The sequence below is a fragment of the Pseudomonas sp. G5001 genome (assembly GCF_013385475.1).
Taxonomy (GTDB): domain Bacteria; phylum Pseudomonadota; class Gammaproteobacteria; order Pseudomonadales; family Pseudomonadaceae; genus Aquipseudomonas.
The window spans coordinates 44,638-64,193 of record NZ_JACAPZ010000011.1; the positions used below are offsets into that span (position 1 = coordinate 44,638).

Annotated in this window: 18 protein-coding genes; 9 read left to right on the forward strand and 9 right to left on the reverse strand. The window is 61.1% G+C overall.

What is annotated here, in order from left to right; genetic code table 11:
- Positions 1 to 6 precede the first annotated feature (6 nt).
- Entirely contained in the window at positions 7 to 528 is a 522-nt protein-coding gene (locus HX805_RS10315) for a fimbrial protein (protein WP_023659208.1), read from the reverse strand.
- A gap of 540 nt (positions 529 to 1,068) precedes the next feature.
- Here HX805_RS10315 and HX805_RS10320 point away from each other — a divergent pair.
- Both HX805_RS10320 and HX805_RS10325 read left to right on the forward strand, forming a co-directional pair.
- Positions 1,069 to 1,617 (forward strand): PadR family transcriptional regulator, encoded by a 549-nt coding sequence (locus HX805_RS10320; protein ID WP_003216412.1) that lies wholly within the window; start codon positions 1,069 to 1,071, stop codon positions 1,615 to 1,617.
- Positions 1,614 to 2,363: a siderophore-interacting protein gene (locus HX805_RS10325; protein ID WP_003216410.1), complete on the forward strand. Its 750-nt coding sequence runs from the start codon at positions 1,614 to 1,616 to the stop codon at positions 2,361 to 2,363. The genes HX805_RS10320 and HX805_RS10325 overlap by 4 nt, the downstream gene beginning before the upstream one ends.
- 71 nt (positions 2,364 to 2,434) lie before the next feature.
- On the opposite strand, the gene HX805_RS10330 is transcribed toward HX805_RS10325, so the two are convergent.
- Together HX805_RS10330 and HX805_RS10335 are read right to left on the reverse strand one after the other, a co-directional pair.
- Positions 2,435 to 3,076 (reverse strand): Pr6Pr family membrane protein, encoded by a 642-nt coding sequence (locus HX805_RS10330; RefSeq protein WP_177116847.1) that lies wholly within the window; start codon positions 3,074 to 3,076, stop codon positions 2,435 to 2,437.
- Between the two features lies 1 nt (position 3,077).
- Positions 3,078 to 3,314, reverse strand: a complete 237-nt coding sequence (locus HX805_RS10335) for a VF530 family DNA-binding protein (protein WP_003216406.1) — start codon at positions 3,312 to 3,314, stop codon at positions 3,078 to 3,080.
- A gap of 378 nt (positions 3,315 to 3,692) precedes the next feature.
- On the opposite strand from HX805_RS10335, the gene HX805_RS10340 reads away from it, so the two are divergent.
- Positions 3,693 to 5,711 (forward strand): TonB-dependent receptor, encoded by a 2,019-nt coding sequence (locus HX805_RS10340; RefSeq protein ID WP_177116848.1) that lies wholly within the window; start codon positions 3,693 to 3,695, stop codon positions 5,709 to 5,711.
- Positions 5,712 to 5,853: 142 nt separating this feature from the next.
- Here HX805_RS10340 and HX805_RS10345 read toward each other — a convergent pair whose 3' ends face one another.
- Complete coding sequence (locus HX805_RS10345) at positions 5,854 to 7,878, reverse strand: c-type cytochrome (RefSeq protein ID WP_177116849.1); 2,025 nt, start codon at positions 7,876 to 7,878, stop codon at positions 5,854 to 5,856.
- A 223-nt stretch (positions 7,879 to 8,101) separates the two neighbouring features.
- Here HX805_RS10345 and HX805_RS10350 point away from each other — a divergent pair, with 223 nt between their 5' ends.
- From HX805_RS10350 to HX805_RS10365, 4 genes are all read left to right on the forward strand, one after another.
- A complete protein-coding gene (locus HX805_RS10350; protein ID WP_177116850.1) occupies positions 8,102 to 9,304 on the forward strand; it encodes a pyridoxal phosphate-dependent aminotransferase in 1,203 nt (400 codons plus the stop codon).
- 39 nt (positions 9,305 to 9,343) lie between these two features.
- On the forward strand, positions 9,344 to 9,829 hold the full coding sequence (locus HX805_RS10355) for an N-acetyltransferase (RefSeq protein ID WP_177066640.1): 486 nt from the start codon (positions 9,344 to 9,346) through the stop codon (positions 9,827 to 9,829).
- A gap of 69 nt (positions 9,830 to 9,898) precedes the next feature.
- The gene (locus tag HX805_RS10360) at positions 9,899 to 10,396 is read left to right on the forward strand and encodes a hypothetical protein (protein WP_177116851.1); all 498 of its coding nucleotides are present in this window, start codon (positions 9,899 to 9,901) and stop codon (positions 10,394 to 10,396) included.
- 73 nt (positions 10,397 to 10,469) lie between these two features.
- A complete protein-coding gene (locus HX805_RS10365; RefSeq protein WP_003216395.1) occupies positions 10,470 to 11,174 on the forward strand; it encodes a hypothetical protein in 705 nt (234 codons plus the stop codon).
- A 122-nt stretch (positions 11,175 to 11,296) separates the two neighbouring features.
- On the opposite strand, the gene HX805_RS10370 is transcribed toward HX805_RS10365, so the two are convergent.
- The 5 genes from HX805_RS10370 to glyA all read right to left on the reverse strand — a co-directional run bounded on the left by HX805_RS10370 (position 11,297) and on the right by glyA (position 17,730).
- Positions 11,297 to 12,382: a pyridoxal phosphate-dependent aminotransferase gene (locus HX805_RS10370; protein WP_177116852.1), complete on the reverse strand. Its 1,086-nt coding sequence runs from the start codon at positions 12,380 to 12,382 to the stop codon at positions 11,297 to 11,299.
- A gap of 149 nt (positions 12,383 to 12,531) precedes the next feature.
- Positions 12,532 to 13,974, reverse strand: a complete 1,443-nt coding sequence (locus HX805_RS10375; RefSeq protein ID WP_177116853.1) for a cytochrome c — start codon at positions 13,972 to 13,974, stop codon at positions 12,532 to 12,534.
- A gap of 3 nt (positions 13,975 to 13,977) precedes the next feature.
- Complete coding sequence (locus tag HX805_RS10380) at positions 13,978 to 15,567, reverse strand: GMC family oxidoreductase (protein ID WP_008435597.1); 1,590 nt, start codon at positions 15,565 to 15,567, stop codon at positions 13,978 to 13,980.
- A 14-nt stretch (positions 15,568 to 15,581) separates the two neighbouring features.
- Positions 15,582 to 16,118: a sugar dehydrogenase complex small subunit gene (locus HX805_RS10385; protein ID WP_023659207.1), complete on the reverse strand. Its 537-nt coding sequence runs from the start codon at positions 16,116 to 16,118 to the stop codon at positions 15,582 to 15,584.
- 256 nt (positions 16,119 to 16,374) lie between these two features.
- The gene (gene glyA, locus HX805_RS10390; RefSeq protein WP_177116854.1) at positions 16,375 to 17,730 is read right to left on the reverse strand and encodes a serine hydroxymethyltransferase; all 1,356 of its coding nucleotides are present in this window, start codon (positions 17,728 to 17,730) and stop codon (positions 16,375 to 16,377) included.
- 278 nt (positions 17,731 to 18,008) lie between these two features.
- On the opposite strand from glyA, the gene HX805_RS10395 reads away from it, so the two are divergent.
- Both HX805_RS10395 and HX805_RS10400 read left to right on the forward strand, forming a co-directional pair.
- On the forward strand, positions 18,009 to 18,614 hold the full coding sequence (locus tag HX805_RS10395; protein ID WP_003216382.1) for a helix-turn-helix transcriptional regulator: 606 nt from the start codon (positions 18,009 to 18,011) through the stop codon (positions 18,612 to 18,614).
- Positions 18,601 to 19,497 (forward strand): queuosine precursor transporter, encoded by an 897-nt coding sequence (locus tag HX805_RS10400; RefSeq protein ID WP_003216380.1) that lies wholly within the window; start codon positions 18,601 to 18,603, stop codon positions 19,495 to 19,497. Before HX805_RS10395 ends, HX805_RS10400 begins: the two co-directional genes overlap by 14 nt.
- Positions 19,498 to 19,556 lie beyond the last annotated feature (59 nt).

Sequence of the window (19,556 nt, forward strand, 5' to 3'; positions counted from 1 at the left end):
AAACACTTACTGATAAGCCAAGGTGAAGTTGGTGACCGCGCTGAAATCACCAGGAACGATGTCGCCTGTCGCCTGGCCTTGTACGTAGGCGCCGAACTGCAGGGTGTTATTACCGGCAACAATGGCCTGCGGAGTGGTTGGCACGCCCAGCTCAATCGCTTTGCCGCCGTGGGTCATCATGATGCCGATGCCGCCCGCGCTGCCGACCGTGCCGATGCCGCCAGGCACAACGCTGGACGGTGCACCGGTGAAGGTAGTGGTCACGGTGTTATCGGTGAGGCCAGACAGGTCGCAACCTTCAAGCTCGATCGCCACGGGGCGGGCGGTGGACTTGCCGCCGGATTGCAACTGATGCTTTGCAATAGCGCCAAGTGCAACTGACTGATCCACAGACTCAGGCTTGATAGAGCAAGCACCCGAATGGACCGAACCGGTAAATGTAATCGTCCCGTCCGCCGCATTAGCAACAGAGATCGAACCCGCCAACAGGCCGACAGTCAACAGCGCAGCTTTTACTTTAGTCTTCATTTGCAGAGGCTCACATGTATTAAAAATCAAAACGAAATCCTGGCTTAGTTGCGCACAGGACTTAATTAACCCAGCGCCAGAACAATTTCCTGAAGCAATGGAAATCGGATGCTTTCCAATTACTTGTATTGCAATTCAGGAGTTCGTTCGAGGCCGGGCAATTATCCATTTCGATTTTGAATATGAAAGCCGGTCGATTCGCTTATTCACGTAGCCTTGTCACACCAAGACACATAGGAAAATTATGGCACTTTGCCAAAACTTTTGAATCAACCGTAAGAAACGGACTACATCAACTTAACGAGAATGATTTAGTGCAGAACAAGTCCGTAAGAATAGGATTACATATTATAAAAAACAACAGTAATTACTGGGGCACACCAACTAACAAGTTGGCGAATATGTCGAAAGGGTCAGTGCGCTGATCGGCCCGTTTCGAGTCCCGTCTCACAAGACGCGAGATGACCGTTCGTCTGCCGGGGTTGTGGCGGCAATAAGATATATCTTACGTTGTATCTAAACCAAACGAGAGCACCCGAAATGAGAGACCATCATTCACACCGCGACCCCGGTGACAGCCGCGACGGCTTCGACAAACGTCCAGGCCGCGAGCGCGGCGGCCGTGGCCCACGGGTCTTCGCCCCCGGCGACCTGAAACTGCTGCTGCCGGCGCTGATCGCCGAACAGCCGTGCCATGGCTACGACCTGATTCGCCGGATCGAGACCCTGTTCGACGGCGCCTACAGCCCCAGCCCCGGCGTGATCTACCCCACGCTGACCTTTCTCGAAGAAAGCGAACTGATTACCGGCGACGCCGAAGACGGAAAAAAACGCTACACAATCACCGACGCCGGTCGTCTCTTCTTAAGCGAACAGGCGGTTGCCCTCGAAGGCATTCGCATGCGCATGGATGTGAGCAAACGTTCGCTGCGGGGCCAGGACCGTCCGCCGGAAATCCACGAGGCGGTGCATAACCTGCGCCACGCCTTGCATTCGCACCACGGGCGCTGGAGCCCGGAAGAAATCGTTCGTGTCGCGGCGCTGCTCAACAGCACCGCCCAAGCCATTGCCGACGGGAAAGCTCAATGAATACCCAAGCCATCCACCGCGTGACCCACGAAATCAAACGCCGCCGCCTCGAAGTCCTGCGGGTGGTCGACATCACCCCGCGCATGCGCCGCATCACCCTGGGCGGGCCGGAACTGGCGGGCTTTATCAGCCTGGGCAGTGACGATCACATCAAGCTGCTGTTCCCACAGAACGCCGCCGAACAAGCGGCGCTGGACAGCCCCGACTTCAACCTGCGCGGCGACGGCCCGCAACCCGCCATGCGCGACTACACCCCACGCCGGTACGACCTGGACATCGGCGAGCTGGACATCGACTTCGTGCTGCATGGCGATGGCCCTGCCTCCACCTGGGCCGAGCAGGCCAAGGTCGGTCAGCACCTGCACATCGGCGGGCCGCGTGGCTCGATGATCGTGCCGGATATCTTCGACAGCTACCTGTTGATCGGCGATGAAACCGCGATTCCGGCGATTGCCCGGCGCCTGGACGAATTACCGGCGGGGCGCAAGGTATTGGCGGTGATAGAGATCGCCAATGCGGCGGAACAGCAGCCGCTGGCCAGCGCTGCCGAAGTGGAAGTGATCTGGGTGGTGCGCGGCCAGGATGACCTGCTCGAGACGGTGCACAACCTGACGCTGCCGGACGGTTCGCTGTACAGCTTTGTCGCCACCGAGAGCAAGCTCTCGCGCCAGGTACGGCGGGTGCTGCTGGACACGCACAACGTCAATGAGGCATTCCTCAAGGCCGTGGGTTACTGGCAACAGTGATCCCTGTAGGAGCGAGCTTGCTCGCGAAGAACCTGAGAGCGCCGCGTTAAACCAGACACACTGCGTTATCGTTAACGTTCTTCGCGAGCAAGCTCGCTCCTACAGATTTTATCCAGCCCCACCACCCCCAGAGCAATCAGCACAAACCCCACCAGAATCCCCCCGGCATTGATGAACACCTGTGGATAACCCAGAGTGTCCACGTTAATGAACGGGTACTGATACAGCCCCCACACATACCCGCGCAACAACGCATAGGCGAAGTACACCACCGGGTAAATCACCCACAGCCCGATGTGTTTGAGGCGCAGACTGCCCTTGGGCACGCACCACCACCAATACGCGACAAACACCAACGGCATCACGTCGTGCAGCAACTCGTCCACCACAAACTGCACCCCCGCAGGCTGCCACATGTGGCGCAACAACAGGCTGTAGGCGAGGCTGACCACGACAATGCTCACGGCAATCCCGCTGCTGACTACGGGCCCGAGGAAGAACCGGCTCGCCGCAGTTGGCCGTTGCACCCACGCATGGGTCAACACCACCGCCACCAGGGTGTTGGTGAGCACGGTGAAGAAGCTGAAGAAATTCACCAGGCCCGGCAACAGGCTGGCGCCATCGACCCAGCGGAAGTAGAAAATGATGTACTGCTGCAGCGCCAGGCCGGCCCAACCGCCGAGGGCTGCGAGGCCGATAAGGTGACGTTTCACCTCAATCCTCGACCGGTCGCTTGGTGCGCATCAACTTCACGTACAAACCTTCGACCTTCTCCCGCGCCCACGGGGTCTTGCGCAGGAACGACAGGCTCGACTTGATGCTCGGGTCACTGGAAAAACAGCGGATGTTGATGCGCTCGGCCAGGCCTTCCCATTGGTAATGCGCCACCAGCGCGGTGAGGACCTGTTCCAGGGTGACGCCGTGCAGTGGGTCTTTGTTTGTCGCGGTCATGCCGGGCCTTTTGTGCAGAAAAGAAGAAAACGAAGCCGCGCACCTTAGCGGACGGGCCGTGCGGGTGGAAGCGTTGCCTTCACTATAGGCCACTGTTCGATCGTTCCCACGCCCTGCATGGGAATGCCGAATTGGACGCTCTGCGTCCCTCGGTCGACGCAAGTTTTAACCCTGCGCAATGGTGACGCAGAGCGTCACGGCATGCATTTCCACGCAGAGCGTGGGAACGATCAGCGTGGGAGTGATCGAGCGGGGTTTGGGAAAGTTCCCCTTGGCAGGGAAAAAAGTGATGTTATATTGTAACTATAACTATCAAAGGGTATCGAATCCCTTACCGTTTTCAGCCTTCTCTTTTTGCCGTTTGCCAAGGAACGACCGATGTCCCTCTCTTCTCTCTGGCGCCTCACCCCGCTGGCCGCCGCCCTGTTGATCACCTCCCAGGCCAACGCCCTGGAACTGCAACCTCAAGTCATCACCGGCAACCCGCTGGGCAGCGAAACCCTCGCTTCTCCCACCACCGTGCTGGAAGGCGATGACCTGACCCTGCAACAAAAAGGCAGCCTGGGTGAAACCCTGAACAAGCAGCCCGGTGTGTCGTCGTCGTACTTCGGCCCGGGGGCCAGCCGGCCGATCATTCGTGGCCAGGATGGTGACCGCATTCGCCTCCTGCGCAACGGAGTCGGCGCGCTGGATGCCTCGTCGTTGTCCTATGACCACGCCGTGCCGCTGGACCCGGTCAACGTCGACCGCATCGAAATCGTGCGTGGCCCGGCCGCCCTGCTCTATGGCGGCAGCGCCATCGGCGGCGTGGTCAATACCTTCGACAACCGCATCCCCACCGAAGCCATCGAAGGCATTCACGGTGCTGGTGAATTGCGCTACGGCGGCGCCGACACCACCCGCAGCAGCGCCGGCAAACTGGAAGCCGGCAACGGCACCTTCGCCTTGCACCTGGACGCCAGCGCGCGGGAATTCAACGACCTGAAAATCCCCGGTTTTGCCCGCAGCCGTCACGCACCGCCAAGCGACGACGGTGAAGGCAAGAACGGTCGCCTCGGCAACAGCGACGGACGCCAGGACGGTGGTGCAGTCGGCGGTTCCTACACTTGGGACGACGGCTACGCCGGGCTGTCCTACAGCAACTACGACAGCAACTACGGCTCCCCGGCCGAGCAGGACGTGCGCATCCGCATGAAGCAGGATCACTACGCCTTTGCGTCCGAAATCCGCAACCTGCAAGGCCCGTTCACCTCGGTCAAACTCGACGCCGGCTATACCGACTACAAGCACATGGAAATCGAAGGCGGCGAGACCGGCACCACCTTCAAGAACAAGGGCTACGAAGCCCGGGTGGAAGCGCGACACTTGCCGATCGGGCCGTTCAACGGCGTGGTGGGCGCCCAAGTCAGTCGTAATGAATTCTCGGCCCTGGGTGAAGAAGCCTTCGTGCCGCAGACCGATACCAACGCCGGCGCGCTGTTTATCCTCGAAGAAATGCAGGCCACCGAGCGCCTCAAGCTGAGCCTCGGCGGGCGCCTGGAACACACCAACGTCGACCCGGACGGCAAGGGCAACGCACGCTTCGCCAATGCCGACAAATCCGCCGACTTCACCGCCGGCAGCCTATCGTCCGGCGCGGTGTACACCCTCACGCCGATCTGGTCCCTGGCCGCCACCCTCGGCTACACCGAACGTGCCCCGACCTTCTACGAGCTGTATGCCAACGGCGCTCACGTCGCCACCGGCACCTATGAACTGGGCGACGCCAACCTGTCGAAAGAAAAAGCCGTGTCCAGCGACCTGGCGCTGCGCTTCGACAACGGCACCCACAAGGGCAGCTTCGGCGTGTTCTACAGCCACTTCTCCAATTACATCGGCCTGCTGGGCAGCGGTCGCACCTTGAATGACGAAGGCGAGGAAGACGCCGGCGGCATCCCTGAGTACAAATATTCCAGTGTGCGTGCGCGTTTCGCAGGCTTTGAAGCCCAGGATCACATCAAGCTGGGGGAAGGTGCCTACGGCAAGTTTGCGCTGGAACTGTCGGGCGACTACACCCGTGCAACCAACCTGGACACGGGTGAAGCGTTGCCCCGCATTGCGCCGTTGCGTTTGAACAGCGGCCTCTTGTGGGAACTGGATCGCTGGCAGGCGCGGATTGACGTTGAACACGCGGCGGGCCAGGGGCGGGTGCCGGATAACGAAAGCGGTACCGACGGCTACACCACGTTGGGCGCCAGCGCCGGCTACCGCTTCAATGTCGGCGGCAGCCAGTGGCTGGCGTTCGTCAACGGCGAGAACCTGACAAACCAGACCGTGCGCTATGCCAGCTCGATCCTGCGGGACATCGCCCCGGCGCCGGGGCGAAGCGTGCAGGTTGGGTTGCGCACCACCTTCTAACTGACTGCACTCGGTTAAAACTGTGGGAGCGGGCTTGCTCGCGAAAGCGGAGTGTCAGTCAATACATGGGTGACTGACTCACCGTCTTCGCGAGCAAGCCCGCTCCCACATTGACTGTGCCCACTTCGAACAGGTGGTGGGGTTAGTACCGCGCATCCACGGGCTTACCCCCCTTCGGCCAGTCCTTCACCTTGTCCGGGAAATCCGGACGAGGTTGTTGGGAGAAGTACGCTGCCACATCCACCGCCTCCTGATCCGACAACCCGCCCTGCCCCAACGGGAATTTCTCGTGGAAACCGATCGGCATGTTGCGTTTGACGAACGCCGCCGCCGTGTACAGCCGCGCCATCCCCGCCCCGATATTGAACGACTGCTCGCCCCACAACGGCGGGTACACCAACTCGCCATCCGCCCGCGTCAACCCTTGGCCATTGTCGCCATGGCACACCGCGCATTGCTTGGCGTAGACCTGCCTGCCATTCTGCATATCCGGCTTGATCGCCGGGTCGACCTTGCCCACCCCGCGCCCGGCGACTTTGTCTTCGGGCCTGGTGTTGTTTTTCATCCAGTCGAAGTACGCCACCATCGCTTGCATATCCGCCGATTCCGCTGGCAACGGCTTGCCATTCATCGAGCGACGGAAGCAGCCGTTGATCCGCTCTTCCAGGCTCACCACCTTGCCCGCACGCGGCGCATAGCTCGGGAAAAATGCCGAGACGCCCACAAACGGCGAACCATCCGCCACGGTGCCGGCGTTGAGATGGCAGCTGGTGCAGTTCAGCGAGTTGCCCACGTTATTGGGCAGCAGTTCCTTGGTCTGCAGGTGCAGGCGCATGCCGCGTACCACCTGATCGGCATTCGGCGCCGCCAACAATTCGGCCAGGCGTGGGGTTTCAAACGCTGACGAATCGGTGGTGACCGGGTTGAGCTGGCCGCGCATTTTCTTCACTTGGGCAGCCGTGACAGGCGTGCCTTCGTTGCCCCAACTGCTGCGCACGAAACTGAGGATTTCAGCGATTTCCTGATCCGCCAACCGCGCAAACCCAGGCATGGTGTAGACCCGTGGATGGGCTGCGGTCTCGGCGGTTTCCCAACCGGTGAGGGTGATGTGCAGCAGTGACGTCGGGTTGTTCGAGGCAACGCTCGGGTTGCCGGCCAACGGCGGGAACAGCCCTTTCACCCCGCCGCCATCGCTGCGGTGGCAGTCACTGCAAAACTGCATGTAACCCAGGCCACCACGGCTGGTGAACAAGTCCTTGGGCGCTGCGGCGGGTTCGTGGGCCACGGCGGGCATCGGCAGGTCGTCCTTGCCCGGCGGCAGGGATTTGAGATACGTCGCGATGGCGGTCAAATCGGCATCGGTGAAGTGTTGGGTACTGTGATGAATCACATCCGCCATGTTGCCCGCGACCGTGGCAAAGCGGTTCTGCCCGGTCTTGAGCAATTGCACGGTGTCGTCCACCGTCCACAGGTTGCGCAGGCTCAAGGCGCGCCAGTGCTCGACAGTCTCACCGGCCAGGTAATGCCGGCCACTGCGGCCCGCGTCGCTCATGGCTTTTTCCTGGAAGGCGATGCCGCGCGGGGTGTGGCACGAGCCGCAGTGGCCCAGGCCCTGGACGAGGTAGGCGCCACGGTTAAGCACGTCATCCTTCGCCGGGTCCGGCACGAATGGTTGCTTGTCGAGAAACGCCAAATTCCACAACGCCAGGCCCCAGCGCTGGTTGAACGGGAAGCCCATCTCGGCGTCCAGGTTGGGTTTGTTCACCGCCTCCACGCCCTGCATCAGGTAGGCGAACAAGGCGCGCATGTCGCCTTCGCTCATCTTCGCGTAGGACGGGTAAGGCATCGCCGGGTACAGGTTCTGCCCGGCCGGCGTCACGCCTTCACGCATCACCCGGTCGAACTGCTCGAAGGTGTACTGGCCGATGCCGGTGTCACGGTCCGGGGTGATGTTGCTCGAATAGATCGTGCCCATCGGCGTGCCCAGTTCCAGCCCGCCGGCCATCTGCGCGCCTTGCCTGGCGGTGTGGCAGGCGATGCAGTCGCCCAGTTGGGCAACGTATTTGCCCTGTTCGATCAGCGTGGGGTCGGCTTCGTTGGCGTGCAGGGGAAGGGAAAGGCACAGCACCACCCCCACAAGGCCCAGACGTGACAGGGGAAAAATCATCGCACTATTCCTTTAATAACCCGGCCTGGGGCGGTCCCCTCGGCGCAGGTCTGCAATCGTTTTTATTGGGTCATCAGGCAGATAACCGGGACATGGTCAGCCCCAGCTTCGTTGTAGCGGATTTTTTGCGCGCGGCCCTTGATGTGGATCAGGCGGCATGTTCTACAGTGGAACTGAAATTGACTAATTGACGCGGGCATCGATGTCGGCGAGGAGAGCAAGGATGCGTTATTCACCCTTTGTGGGGCGCATTGGCGGCGAATCCGTCAGTGCCTGGGATATTCACTACGCCGCCGCCGAAGCCCAACTGCGGGGCGAAGACGTGATTGTGCTCAGTGTCGGCGACCCGGATTTCGCCACACACAGCGCGATCTGTGAAACCGCCGTGGACGCCCTGCGCGCCGGCGACACCCACTACACCCCTGTGCTCGGCCGCCCGAAACTGCGGGAAGCCATCGCGGCCCGGCAGAGCCTGCTGCAAGGGATTGCGGTGCACGCCGACAATATCGCCCTGGTCGCCGGCGCGCAGAATGGCCTGTTCGCGGCCTGCTTGTGCCTGTTCAGCCACGGCGATGAAGTGCTGGTGCCAGAGCCGATGTACCTGACCTACGAGGCCTGTGTCCAAGCCTCGGGGGCACGCATTAGAACCGTCGAACAACCGGCCGCCAACGGCTTTCGCCTGACCCGTACCGCGCTGCAAGCCGCGATTACCGACAAGACCCGGGGCATCGCCCTCGCTACACCGTGCAACCCCACCGGCAATGTCTACTGCCGCGAAGAGCTGGAAGCCGTCGCCGAAGTGGCACGCGCCCACGACCTGTGGGTGATTTGCGATGAAGTGTATGGGCAGCTCATCTATGACGATCAACACCTGAGCATCAGCGCATTACCCGGCATGGCCGAGCGTACGGTGGTGCTCAACAGCCTGTCGAAAAGCCACGCCATGACCGGCTGGCGGGTTGGCTGGGTGGCCGGCCCGCCCACATTGATCAACCATCTGGAAAACTTGCTGCTGTGCATGATTTACGGCCTGCCAGGGTTTATCCAGGCGGCGGCGATCAAGGCACTGGAACTGGATGAGGCCGTGGTCAGCGATGCCCGTGCGGTGTATCGGCGCCGGCGTGACCTGGTGGTGAACGCGTTGAGTGCGATCAGCGAGCTGGACTGCCGAGTCCCCCAGGCGGGCATGTTCATGCTGGTGGACGTACGCCGCACCGGGCTCAGCGGCCGGGAATTCGCCTGGCAACTGTATCGCCAGACCGGCGTATCGGTGCTTGATGCCCAGGCCTTTGGCGCCAGCGCCGAAGGGTTTGTAAGGGTTTCGTTTACCGTCGCCGATGACACCCTCAAGGAAGCTTGCCGGCGCATTGCCGGCTTCGTCGAAGAGCTTGGGGCTAGCGCCGCGCCTTTACGTGATCGCCGATAACGGGCATAAAACGCCCTTTGCCCCGTTCGAAGGACTGCCATGTCTCAAGGATTGACCTATCGCCAGGCGCACCAGGATGACCTACACACCCTGTGCGTACTGGGCCAGCCGCTGAACCGCCTGCACCACCAGGAACGGCCCGATATCTACCGTGACGCCACCGACCAGGTGGAGCGCGACCAGTCCCATTGGCGGCCCTGCCTGACCAGCCGGGTTCAGGCGGTGTTTCTTGCCGAGCAGCACGGCGTTGGTGTTGGATTTATCACCGCGCAAATCATCGAGACCGCCAGCCCGTTGTTGCAGCCGCTGCGTGTTGCCAGGATCGGCTCGATCTGCGTGCTGGAGGCGCACCGCGGCCAGGGCATTGGCCGTGAACTGATGGCGCTCGCCGAACGCTGGGCCATCCGCCAGGGCGCCCGGGATTTGCGCTTGACCGTCTGGGCCTTCAACGAACCGGCGCAGCGGCTGTACGAGGAATTGGGCTACGAAAAACGCGCCTTCGAAATGGGCAAGCGCCTCGGTTAAATCGATGGACAAGCCACGCGCGGCCCGGCGAATATCGACGCCCAACTTCATCAGGCACGGACGCTGACCATGCTCGACATTCTTCAGGGCACGCCCCTTTGGGTGTACGCCGTTTATCTGTGGATCTGCTGGTACGGGATCAAAGCCATCGGCGGCAGCCGCGAAAACCACCGGTCACTGGTTATCCTGCCGGTGGTGCTGGTGATCTGGTCGCTGTTGTCCATTGAGCATTCAACGCTGTCGATCGGTTGCTGGCTGGGCGGTGCCGCCGTGGGTTGCCTGTTGGCGATGGCGATGTTCACCGCCAAGGGTGTAAGCCTCGATGGCCACACGCTGGTGCTGCCCGGCACCTGGAAAATCCTGCTGATCTCCCAACTGTTCTTCGGCGTGAAGTACTACCTCGGTTACCAGCACGCCGTGCACCCGTTGCTGTCGAGCACCGCGCCAATGCTGGCCCTGGCGGGTGGGGCTTCGGGTTTTACCGTTGGGCTGTTTTGCGGGCGGGCGATCAAGCTGCAGCGGGCGTTAGCGTCATTCAACCGGGATGAGGGCATTGTGCTGCCTTGACCTGATCCCCCTCCCCGCTGAAAATGCGCGACGCTTTTCCCGTCTCCCCGTTTACTGAAGTAGTGAAATTTCAATGTCTGATTCCCGCACCGAAGAATCCGTAGTCGCCTTGCAATCCAAAGCTGAATACGAAAACGCCATCAATCTTTCACAGCACGTGCCGGCGGCCAAGACCATCAGTGAAATGGTGCTGGACGCGTTCCACACCTCCAAGGAAAGCGACCAGATCCGCGAGCTGCGCGTGGCCATCCGCCAGGCCCACGACGCCTTCGACGACGACAAGGCCTACGACCTGATGGGCGAGCTCAAGCAGCTCAAGGACGCCGAAGCCGCCGACAACGCCGCCCTCGAAGACCTGAACAGCAAGTTCTCCATCAGCCGCATCCTGTCCAGCTTCAAGGACGACCCGGAGTTCCAGGAGCTGGTCTACGGCCTGGCCCTCAAGGTGCTGAACCAGACCCACCAGGCCATCAGCAACCCGAGCGCCGGCAAAGGCAAGGCTTCCCGCCCGAAGAAGGAAGTGGAAGTGTTCGCCATCAGCAAGGACGGCATCAGCGTCACCCTGCCGCTGCGTTCGCCGCGCTCCAAGCCGAACGTGGACCGTGAGGCGTTTGAATTCCTCGGCTTTACCTTTGTCGGTGAAGGTGACGAGGCGGAACTGGAAGTTGAAACCTTTGTGGATAACTCGGGCGCCGAGCAGCCACTGACGCGTAAAAGCATCATCACCGCGCTGCAGCAGCAGACGGCGTTTGAGGGCTACAGCATCGCCCAGCAGTAACTCGATCTATATGTGGGAGCGGGCTTGCTCGCGAAGACGGTGGGTCAGTCACGTATGCATTGACTGACACTCCGCTTTCGCGAGCAAGCCCGCTCCCACATTTGACCTGCGTCGCAGCGAATTCAGCCTACGACTTGAGCCGCAAACACCTCGCGAAACCGCTGCATCTCATCAGCGTTGCCCACGGTGACCCGCACCCACTGCGGCCAGTTTTGCCACACGCGCCCAATCTTCACGCCCTGCTCGCCCAGCCGCTCGATGACCTGTTCCGCCGGACGGCGCACATCAATCATGAAGCAGTTGCTGTGAGACGCCGTGCAGGTGAATCCGCGGTTTTTTAGCCAGGCCACCGTCTCATCCCGCAACCGGGTATTGAGCGCCTTGCGCGCCGGCACCAGTTGCGTATCCGCAAGGCTGGCGCGGGCGGCCAGCAGGCTGGCGGCCGCCGGCACGTTGTCCCCGCCAAACACCGCCAGTTGTTCCAGCAGCTGCGGATGACCGATCGCAAGCCCCAGGCGTGCGCCGGCCAGGCCGTAGATTTTCGAGAACGTGCGCAGCACCAGCAAGTCGTCATGGTCCTTGACCCACGCCACACAACTGGGTGCGTCACTGAAGTCGATGTAGGCCTCGTCCACCAGCAAAATGCTGCCCTGGGGTTTGCGCGCCAGTGCCTGTTCGATGGCCTTGGCGGGTGTGAGGGTGCCGGTGGGATTGTTCGGGTTGCAGAGGTAGATCAGGCCGGGCTGGCGGTCCACGGTGAGCATGGCGGGAAGGTCATGGGCGTGATCGGCGGTGAGGTCCACTTCATGCACCCTGGCCTTGCACGACTCGGCTGCCTGGCGCGGAACTTCGTAGGAAGGCGTGGCCATCACCAGGCTGCGGGTTTCGCTGGTAAACGCCAGCACCGCGTAGCGCAACGCAGCCATGGAGCCGGCGAACACCGCCACCTGTTCCTCCAGAATGCCCTGCTGTTTGGCAAACTGTTCGACCAGCGCGTACATGTCCGGGTACGGGTAGCGCCCCGAAACGGCAATACCACGCTGCATGGCCTGCCGCGCAGCCGGCGAGGGCCCGTAGGGGCTTTCGTTGTAGTTGAGCAGCACCTCGGGCGCCGCCACGGCGGGGCTTGCCTCAGCCCAGTCCAGGCGACCCAGCAACGGCAAGGCCGCGCCCAGTGCGATCAGGGAACGACGACTCACGTTGACCATGAAGACCTCTCCTTGTCGGCTCGCAGCTTCAGGTGCGGGATTCGCCCCCGTTCCTGCAATTGGGTATGACGAGGAAAACAGCCGGTGATTTACCCAACCAACAAAAAGCCCCGCACTTCATACCGAAGGCGGGGCTTTTGCGTTTCCGGCTAGTTGGAATGAAAACGCCGGTTCAACGCGATCCGCTTGGCCTCCACTGCCCGCAGGTGTTGGTGGTGACGGCGCCACAGCAACAGCACGATGATCAGCAACAGCACCACCAGGCCACCGCCCCACAGCAGGTACGGCATGGCCGTGATCAACAACGGCGCATCCCCACCGCGACGCAGGCTGGTGACTTCTTCGGAACTGACGCTCAGCGCCGGGTTGCCGAAGGTGTGCAGGCTGTAGTTGGCGATGGCGGCGATTTGCGCGTCGTTCAGGTCACCGCCCAGGGCCGGCATGCTCACGGCGCCGTCGGCACCTTTGCGGTCGATGCCCGCGATGATCGCCATCACCAGGTTGTTGGCCTGGTTGCCGTTGAGCGCGGTGTTGAGGCTCAGGGACGGGTAGAACTTGTCAGCCGAGCCCTGGCCATCGCGGCCGTGGCAGCTGGAGCAGGCCGAGTTGTAGAGGCGTGCGCCATCCAGGCCAGTGGCATCGGCCAGTGAGGCTTGATCGCCCTGGCCGGTTTCCAGGGTGCTCATGTCCACCGGCTTGACGTCACGCACCACCCGCTCGGTTTGCCCGGGATCGCGGATCGGCGGCACGCTGTGCAGGTAGGCGGCCATGGCATGCAGGTCGCTGTCGCTGAGGTAGCGGAAGCTGTTTTCCACGGCTTCGGCCATGCCGCCCGCGGCTTGGGCCTTGTCGGCGAGGTGACCGTTTTTCAGGAAGTTGACCAGGTCGTCCTCGCTCCAGTCGCCGAGGCCACTGACCTTGTCGGAGGTGATGTTGGGCGCAACCCAGCCCCCCAGTTTGGCGCCGGCCAGGTACTGGCTGTTGTCCTCGGCCATCAAGGCATTACGTGGGGTGTGGCAGGCGCCGCAGTGGGCGAGGTTGTCCACCAGGTACTGGCCACGGCTGGTCTGTTCGGTGGCGCCGGGCTTGGGCACAAAACCCTGGCTGTCGAGGAACACCAGGTTCCAGCCGAACATCAGTTGGCGGATGTTGAACGGGAACGCCAGGTGCGTTTCCGGCACCGGCTGGTCCACGGCTTTGACGCCCTGCTGCAGGTACACATACAAGGCGTGGATGTCGTCATCGCTCATGCCCTGGTAAGAGGTGTAGGGCATCGCCGGGTACAGGTGCTGGCCCTTGGCGTTGATGCCTTTGCGCAAGGCGTCCGCCAGTTGTTGCTCGGTGTAGTCGCCGATGCCGTAGGCCTTGGACGGGGTGATGTTGCTGGAGATGATCTTGCCCATGGGCGAGTCGATCACATACCCGCCGGCCAGCGGCGCGCCGCCATTCTCGGCGGTACGGTGGCAGGCTTCGCAGTCGCCGGCACGGGCGACATACGCACCTTTCTGGATCAGCGCGGCAGTGTCTTCAGCGGCAAACACCGGCAACGCGGTGAGCAGCAAGGCCAGCAATGGAAATTTAAGCAATCCCATGACCTAGACCTCCCGCGCAATGATGTCGGCCATACGGATACTCAGCGCCACGCCGGCCAGGGTCGGGTTGATGGTGCCGGAGGCCGGTATCACCCCGGTGGTAGCGAGAAACAGGTTGGCGTGGTCGTGGGTGCGGCACTCGTGGTTGACCACCGAATCCTTGGGGTTGGCGCCCATGATCACGGTGCCCATCAGGTGGTCGCGGTTCTGGTAGCCGGTGTTGTCTTCCACCACCGTGCCGCCCATCAGCTGCACGAAGTGCGCATAGTCTTCAGTGACGCCGGCCTTGGCCGCCTTCACGTAGTCGCCCACCTCGTAGTTGACCACCAGCATCGGAATGCCCAGGGCGTCCTTGCGGGTGCGGCTCGGGCGCACGGTGTTGGTCTGCAATGGCAGGGTTTCATACACGGTAGAGACGTCGACCCAACGCGCCGCATCGTGGCGGATGCGTTCGTCCAGCTCCTTGCCGTACACGCCCTGGGCGATCAGCCGCTTGGCCACGGCAATGTTCGGCACGTTGTTGGAGATCGAGTGTTTGACCGAGGCCCGCTCCTTGCGGAACTCGCCGTCGCGGCGGTTGAAAATCCCGCCCTGCTGCACCGCGCCGCGTCCCGGCCACAACGGCTCGTCGGCGATAAATTGCAGGCCTTGGCCAGTGTGGTCCATCAGGTTGCGACCGACCTGGTCGGAGGAGTTGGCCACCTCGGAAATCAGCAGCAGCTTGGGGGTTTCCAGACCGTGGGCGGCAACGATGAAGTACTTGGCAGTGAGCCGCACATCAGCGCCGGTGGAGCTGCGGTAATGGATCGCGACGATCTTGTCGTCCGCGCCTTTTTCCAGCTTGTAGGCGGTGGCGTCGGTGATCAGCTTGGCGCCGGCCTGTTCCGCATGGCGGGCGTGCACGTCGCCGCTGTACATCGCGCCAATGGGGCAGACCGGCATGCAGTTGTTGTTGCCGCTGCACGCCGGGCGCCCGTCGTAGGGTTCAGTGGCACGGCCATTGGGCTCATGGATAAAGTGATACCCCGCCGGTGCCATGCGTTCGCGCAGGCGCTGGAACAGGTAGGTATCACCTTCCGGCGCCATCGGGTACGGGCTTGAGCGTGGCGGGAAAGCGCCGCCGCCCTGCCCGCTCTGGTCCTGGGTGTCACTGCCGCATACGCCCAGGGCAATTTCCGCACGCACGTAATAGGGTTCCAGCTCGCTGTATTCCAGCGGCCAGTCGCGACCTACGCCGTAGAGCGTCTTGAGTTTCATATCGTTGGGCAAGTAACGCCAGCACGCTGCCGCCCAGTGCCAGGTGGTACCGCCCACCAGTTTCAACATGCCGGGGCGGAACTCGAAAGAACCGGTGTTCTCGATGTATTGCTCATCGTAAGAATGATGGGCCCACGGTTCATTCGGATAGGGTGAGTTGTAATTGCCCTTGTTCGACGAATTACGGAAGTTCTCGACTATCTTCCAGCGGGGAATATGTTCACCGGCCTCCAGAATAATCACTGACTTGCCGTGCCTGGCCAATTCAAAGGCTGCGTTACTGCCTAATGCGCCGGAGCCAACCACAATGACATCGGCGTCAAAATCCTGATTCATAAAAGTGCCTTGTCTTAGTCGTTGGCCAGCGTGGCCGGAGGATTGACCCAGTAATTGGTTTTTCCCCGGGAGTACGTCGGGATCACCGTGGCGTCCGCGGTCGGCGCATAGGCCAGGGCGCCGGTGAAGGTGACCAGGCGCGTGCCGTCGGTGGCGCGCAGGGACACCGGCGTGCCGGTGTAGCCCAGGTACCAGGCGGAGACGATTTTCTGCGTCGTGTCCTTGATCACCGGGTCGGCGTAGAACGGGCTGCCGGACAACTGGCCGACGTTGCGCAAGTGATGCTGGCCAACCTTGCTCCACAAGGCTTTGATCTTCTCGGGGAATGCAGGGTCGTTCCGGGTGCACTGGGCCAGGATGCGCAAGGACAAGGCGGCATCCAGGTTCGAGCGTTCGAGGAGGAACATCGACAGTTGGCGGAAGGATTCAATGTCGTCGCTGGCGGCGCTGCTGACTTCCTGCGCCAGCGCGGCACCTGCCCACAGCGGGGCAAACAGGCCAGCACCGGTCAAGGCTGCGCCTGAATACAGGAGTTTTCTTCGGGTTATCACGGGATATCTCCTCATGAGTCGAACAACTATCGGCGCACGGGCCTAGTTCGACTTCACTGCAAAAGGCTGAGTACTTCGTTCACGGAGGTTGAACGGACTTTAAGAGCCCTTTTTATAACTGCCAGGAGAACGCCAAGCTGTCGTGCAGCTTGTTAATGATGAGAATGAGCAACAACGCGACCGTCTATAACAGCCGCTTAAACACCGTACAGCAATTTATCCTGCAATAACATGAAACATCCATTTGGATGTTTGCTCAGTTGTGCAGGTAATCCGCGAGGGGATACTTCGCGCACAAGGCTTGAGCCTGCAAGCGCAGTGATTCCTGTGCATTCGGATCCAGGGTGAACTTGTGCTCGTTGAGGGGCGTGACCGCATCGAGTACCCGGCACACCAGTTCGACGACCTGCCGACATCCATCGGCGTCGAGCTGGCGTTGCGCCAGGGAGCCGGTGCCGATACACAACCCGCCAGCGACGAATGACGGTCGCGTCTCTCCCGGTGCGCGATGCTTGTCCACGATGATGCCGCACTGCTCCAGCGCCGCCTGGGCGATGGCGCCGGTGATGCCGCCACGCAAGCGAATCAGCACCGAGTGGTTTTCACTGCGCCCGCCCACCACCTCGTAGTCACAGGCCTGGAACGCGCTGGCCAGTTCGTCGGCCGTGGTGCGAATACGCGCCATCCAGGCGTCGAAATCCGCGGACATGGCGTAGCCGAACGCCGCCGCCTTTGCCGCGATCATGTTGAAGGCCGGTGCGCCCTGCATTCGTGGGAACACGGCTTGATCGAGGAGCCGGCTGAAGCTGGTCTTAAGGCCCGGCACCTTGGTTTCGGAATCGCGACCGGAAAGGATCAGGCCGCCACGCGGGCCGCCCAGTTGTTTATGGGTGCACAGCGTAGTGACGTGGGCTGCGTCGATCGGGCTCGGATGGCGCCCGGTGGCGACCAGGCCGGCGATGGTCGAAATGTCCGCCAGCAGGATCGACCCGGCTTCGTCGGCAATCGCACGCAAGCGCGCGAAATCAATGGTGTGCGAGTAGGCCGTCGCCCCGCAGATGATCACGCGCGGGCGATGGGCCAGCGCCAGTGTGCGCACCTGGTCGTAGTCGATAACACCCTTGGAGGTAGTGCCGTACCGGAGCGCCTTGTAGTTCGCGCCGGTGAACGCGACGGGGCTGGCGTGGCTCAGATGCCCGCCATGATCGGGGGCCATGCCGAGCACGGTGTCTCCCGGCTCCAGCAAGGCCGCCAGTACCTGATAGTTGGCAGTCGACCCCGAGTGTGATTGCACGCCGGCGTATTGCGCACCGAACAGCTCACGCGCTCGGCGCACAGCCAGGGCTTCGACCCGGTCGGCATTCTCGCAGCCGGCGTGATGACGCCAGCCGGGCGTGCCCTCGGCGGTCACGTTGACCAGCAGCGAGGCGGACGCCGCCAGGATATTCGGCCTCACTGCGCAGGACGAAGCGGCCAGCGACAGCGTCTGGTGTTGGCGCGTGACTTCCGCATCCAGCAACGCTGCCAGCTCCGCGTCTTCTGCCCGTAGATCCGCCAGCCCTCGTTGCAGCAGGTCGGCCTGGTGGGTAAGTGGTTGCGTGTCGACTGCCATTGTCCTGTGTTCCTTCCCTGAAAATCCCGTGCGCCTTTCCGTTGGGCGCAGGGCAATTAAGCAGAAAAATGAACATTTTCCAAATTAAATGATTCTTTTTGGCCGCACACAGGGGGACAAGACGCGGTTTTTCCTGGCTGGATGATGGCCAATCGCCAAAAAACTGATCACGGTCTTTATTCTTGTGGCAGGCGCATGCAACACTTCGCGCCGCGGCGAAGCACGCACCCCAGCGCAACATGGACGCTCTGTGTAGAACATAAGGAAGTGGTGGGCATTTGATTCACAGAAAAGAACGCACCGAGTATTTGAAGAGCAATATCAAATACCTGATCAAAAGCCGCGGAGAGACGCAGCTGTCGTTGTGCAATGCGGCCGGCCTGACCAGAACCACGATCTACAACATTCTGGAAGGCAAGGTCGTCAACGTACAGCAGTCCACCATCCGCAAGATCTCGGATTTCTTCGGCGTTTCCTATGAAGAAATCGAGACCCTCGACTTCGAAGAAAAAGAGATCATCGACAGCAGTATTTCCCCTCAGGGCAACATGAACCCTGCTGCCGTGCCGATCATCAAGCAAAGCCAGGTCATGGCCAGCATGGACAAGCGCATTGGCGAACTCGCCACGCTGTACCCGCTGACCTACTACTTCGGCACTTCCTACAACTTGATAGCCGTGCTGCTGGAACATGCGATTGCCGGTGTCAACGAGCCGGGCGATTTGTTGATCGTGCAGAAAGGGACGTCGAGCGACGACAAGGAAAAGTTGGTGTACGACAGGCTCAGCAAAAAACTATTTATCACGGATCAAGCGTGTGTCAGCTCGGATCGTATCTGTGTGGTGGGAGATATCATCGAGGAGCGCTTCAATGACAACGTATGAGCACGAAGTCGAAAACAGCAAATACAAGTTGCTGGGGTTCGAGAATGACAAGAGCCTGGCGGTGATCATGGTGATCGCCACGGGCAAGATCATTCGGATAAAGCTGAGCGAAGTGCTGAACAGCGAAATCATGGACAATTTAAATAAAATGGAAGTCAAGAACATGTACAAGAAGTTCTACTCACAGGGCGGAGCGCTGACCGCGTACGACCTCAACGACCGCAACGAGAACTCATGGATGATTTACATCATCCTGAACCTGCTGCTCTTTACGTTCTATATCTTCACCAGCATCGCCGCGACCAAACCTATTTACCTGGAGTCGCTGGGCATTATCGTCACGCCCGGCACGTTCCTTTACCCGCTGACGTTTCTGATCGTGGACTTGCTCAACGAACAATTCGGCCTGCGGCTGGCGAGACGGGCCATCCTGTTTGCGTTTGCCAGTAACGCGATGATCATCATCCTGCTCTACGGCTCGACCTTCCTCCCCGGTTTGCCAGGCTGGAAGCTCGACGGGCCTTACAACGACGTGATCATCCAGGTGTCGTCGGTGCTCATCGCCTCTTCGGTTTCGTTCCTGGTGTCGGAGAACATCAACTCGTACCTGCTGTGCAAGATCAAGGAGCTGACCAATTCCAGGTACCTGTTCCTGCGGATTTTCCTGAGTACGTTCTTCGCGGTGATCATCGACAGTTTCCTGTTCTGCTTCATCGCGTTCTACGGCGCCATGCAGACCAGCGACATCCTGAACATGATCTACGTGCAGATTGCGATCAAGGTCTGCTTTGCCTTCTTCAACATCCTGCCGGCCTATGGCGCCCGCTCGCTGTTCAAGCGCTACATCACGGGCGATACCCAGGCCCAACCGCACGCCAGCTGATGATCGTTCCCACGCTCTGCGTGGGAATGCCGCCTTGGACGCTCCGCGTCCGCCTTTGT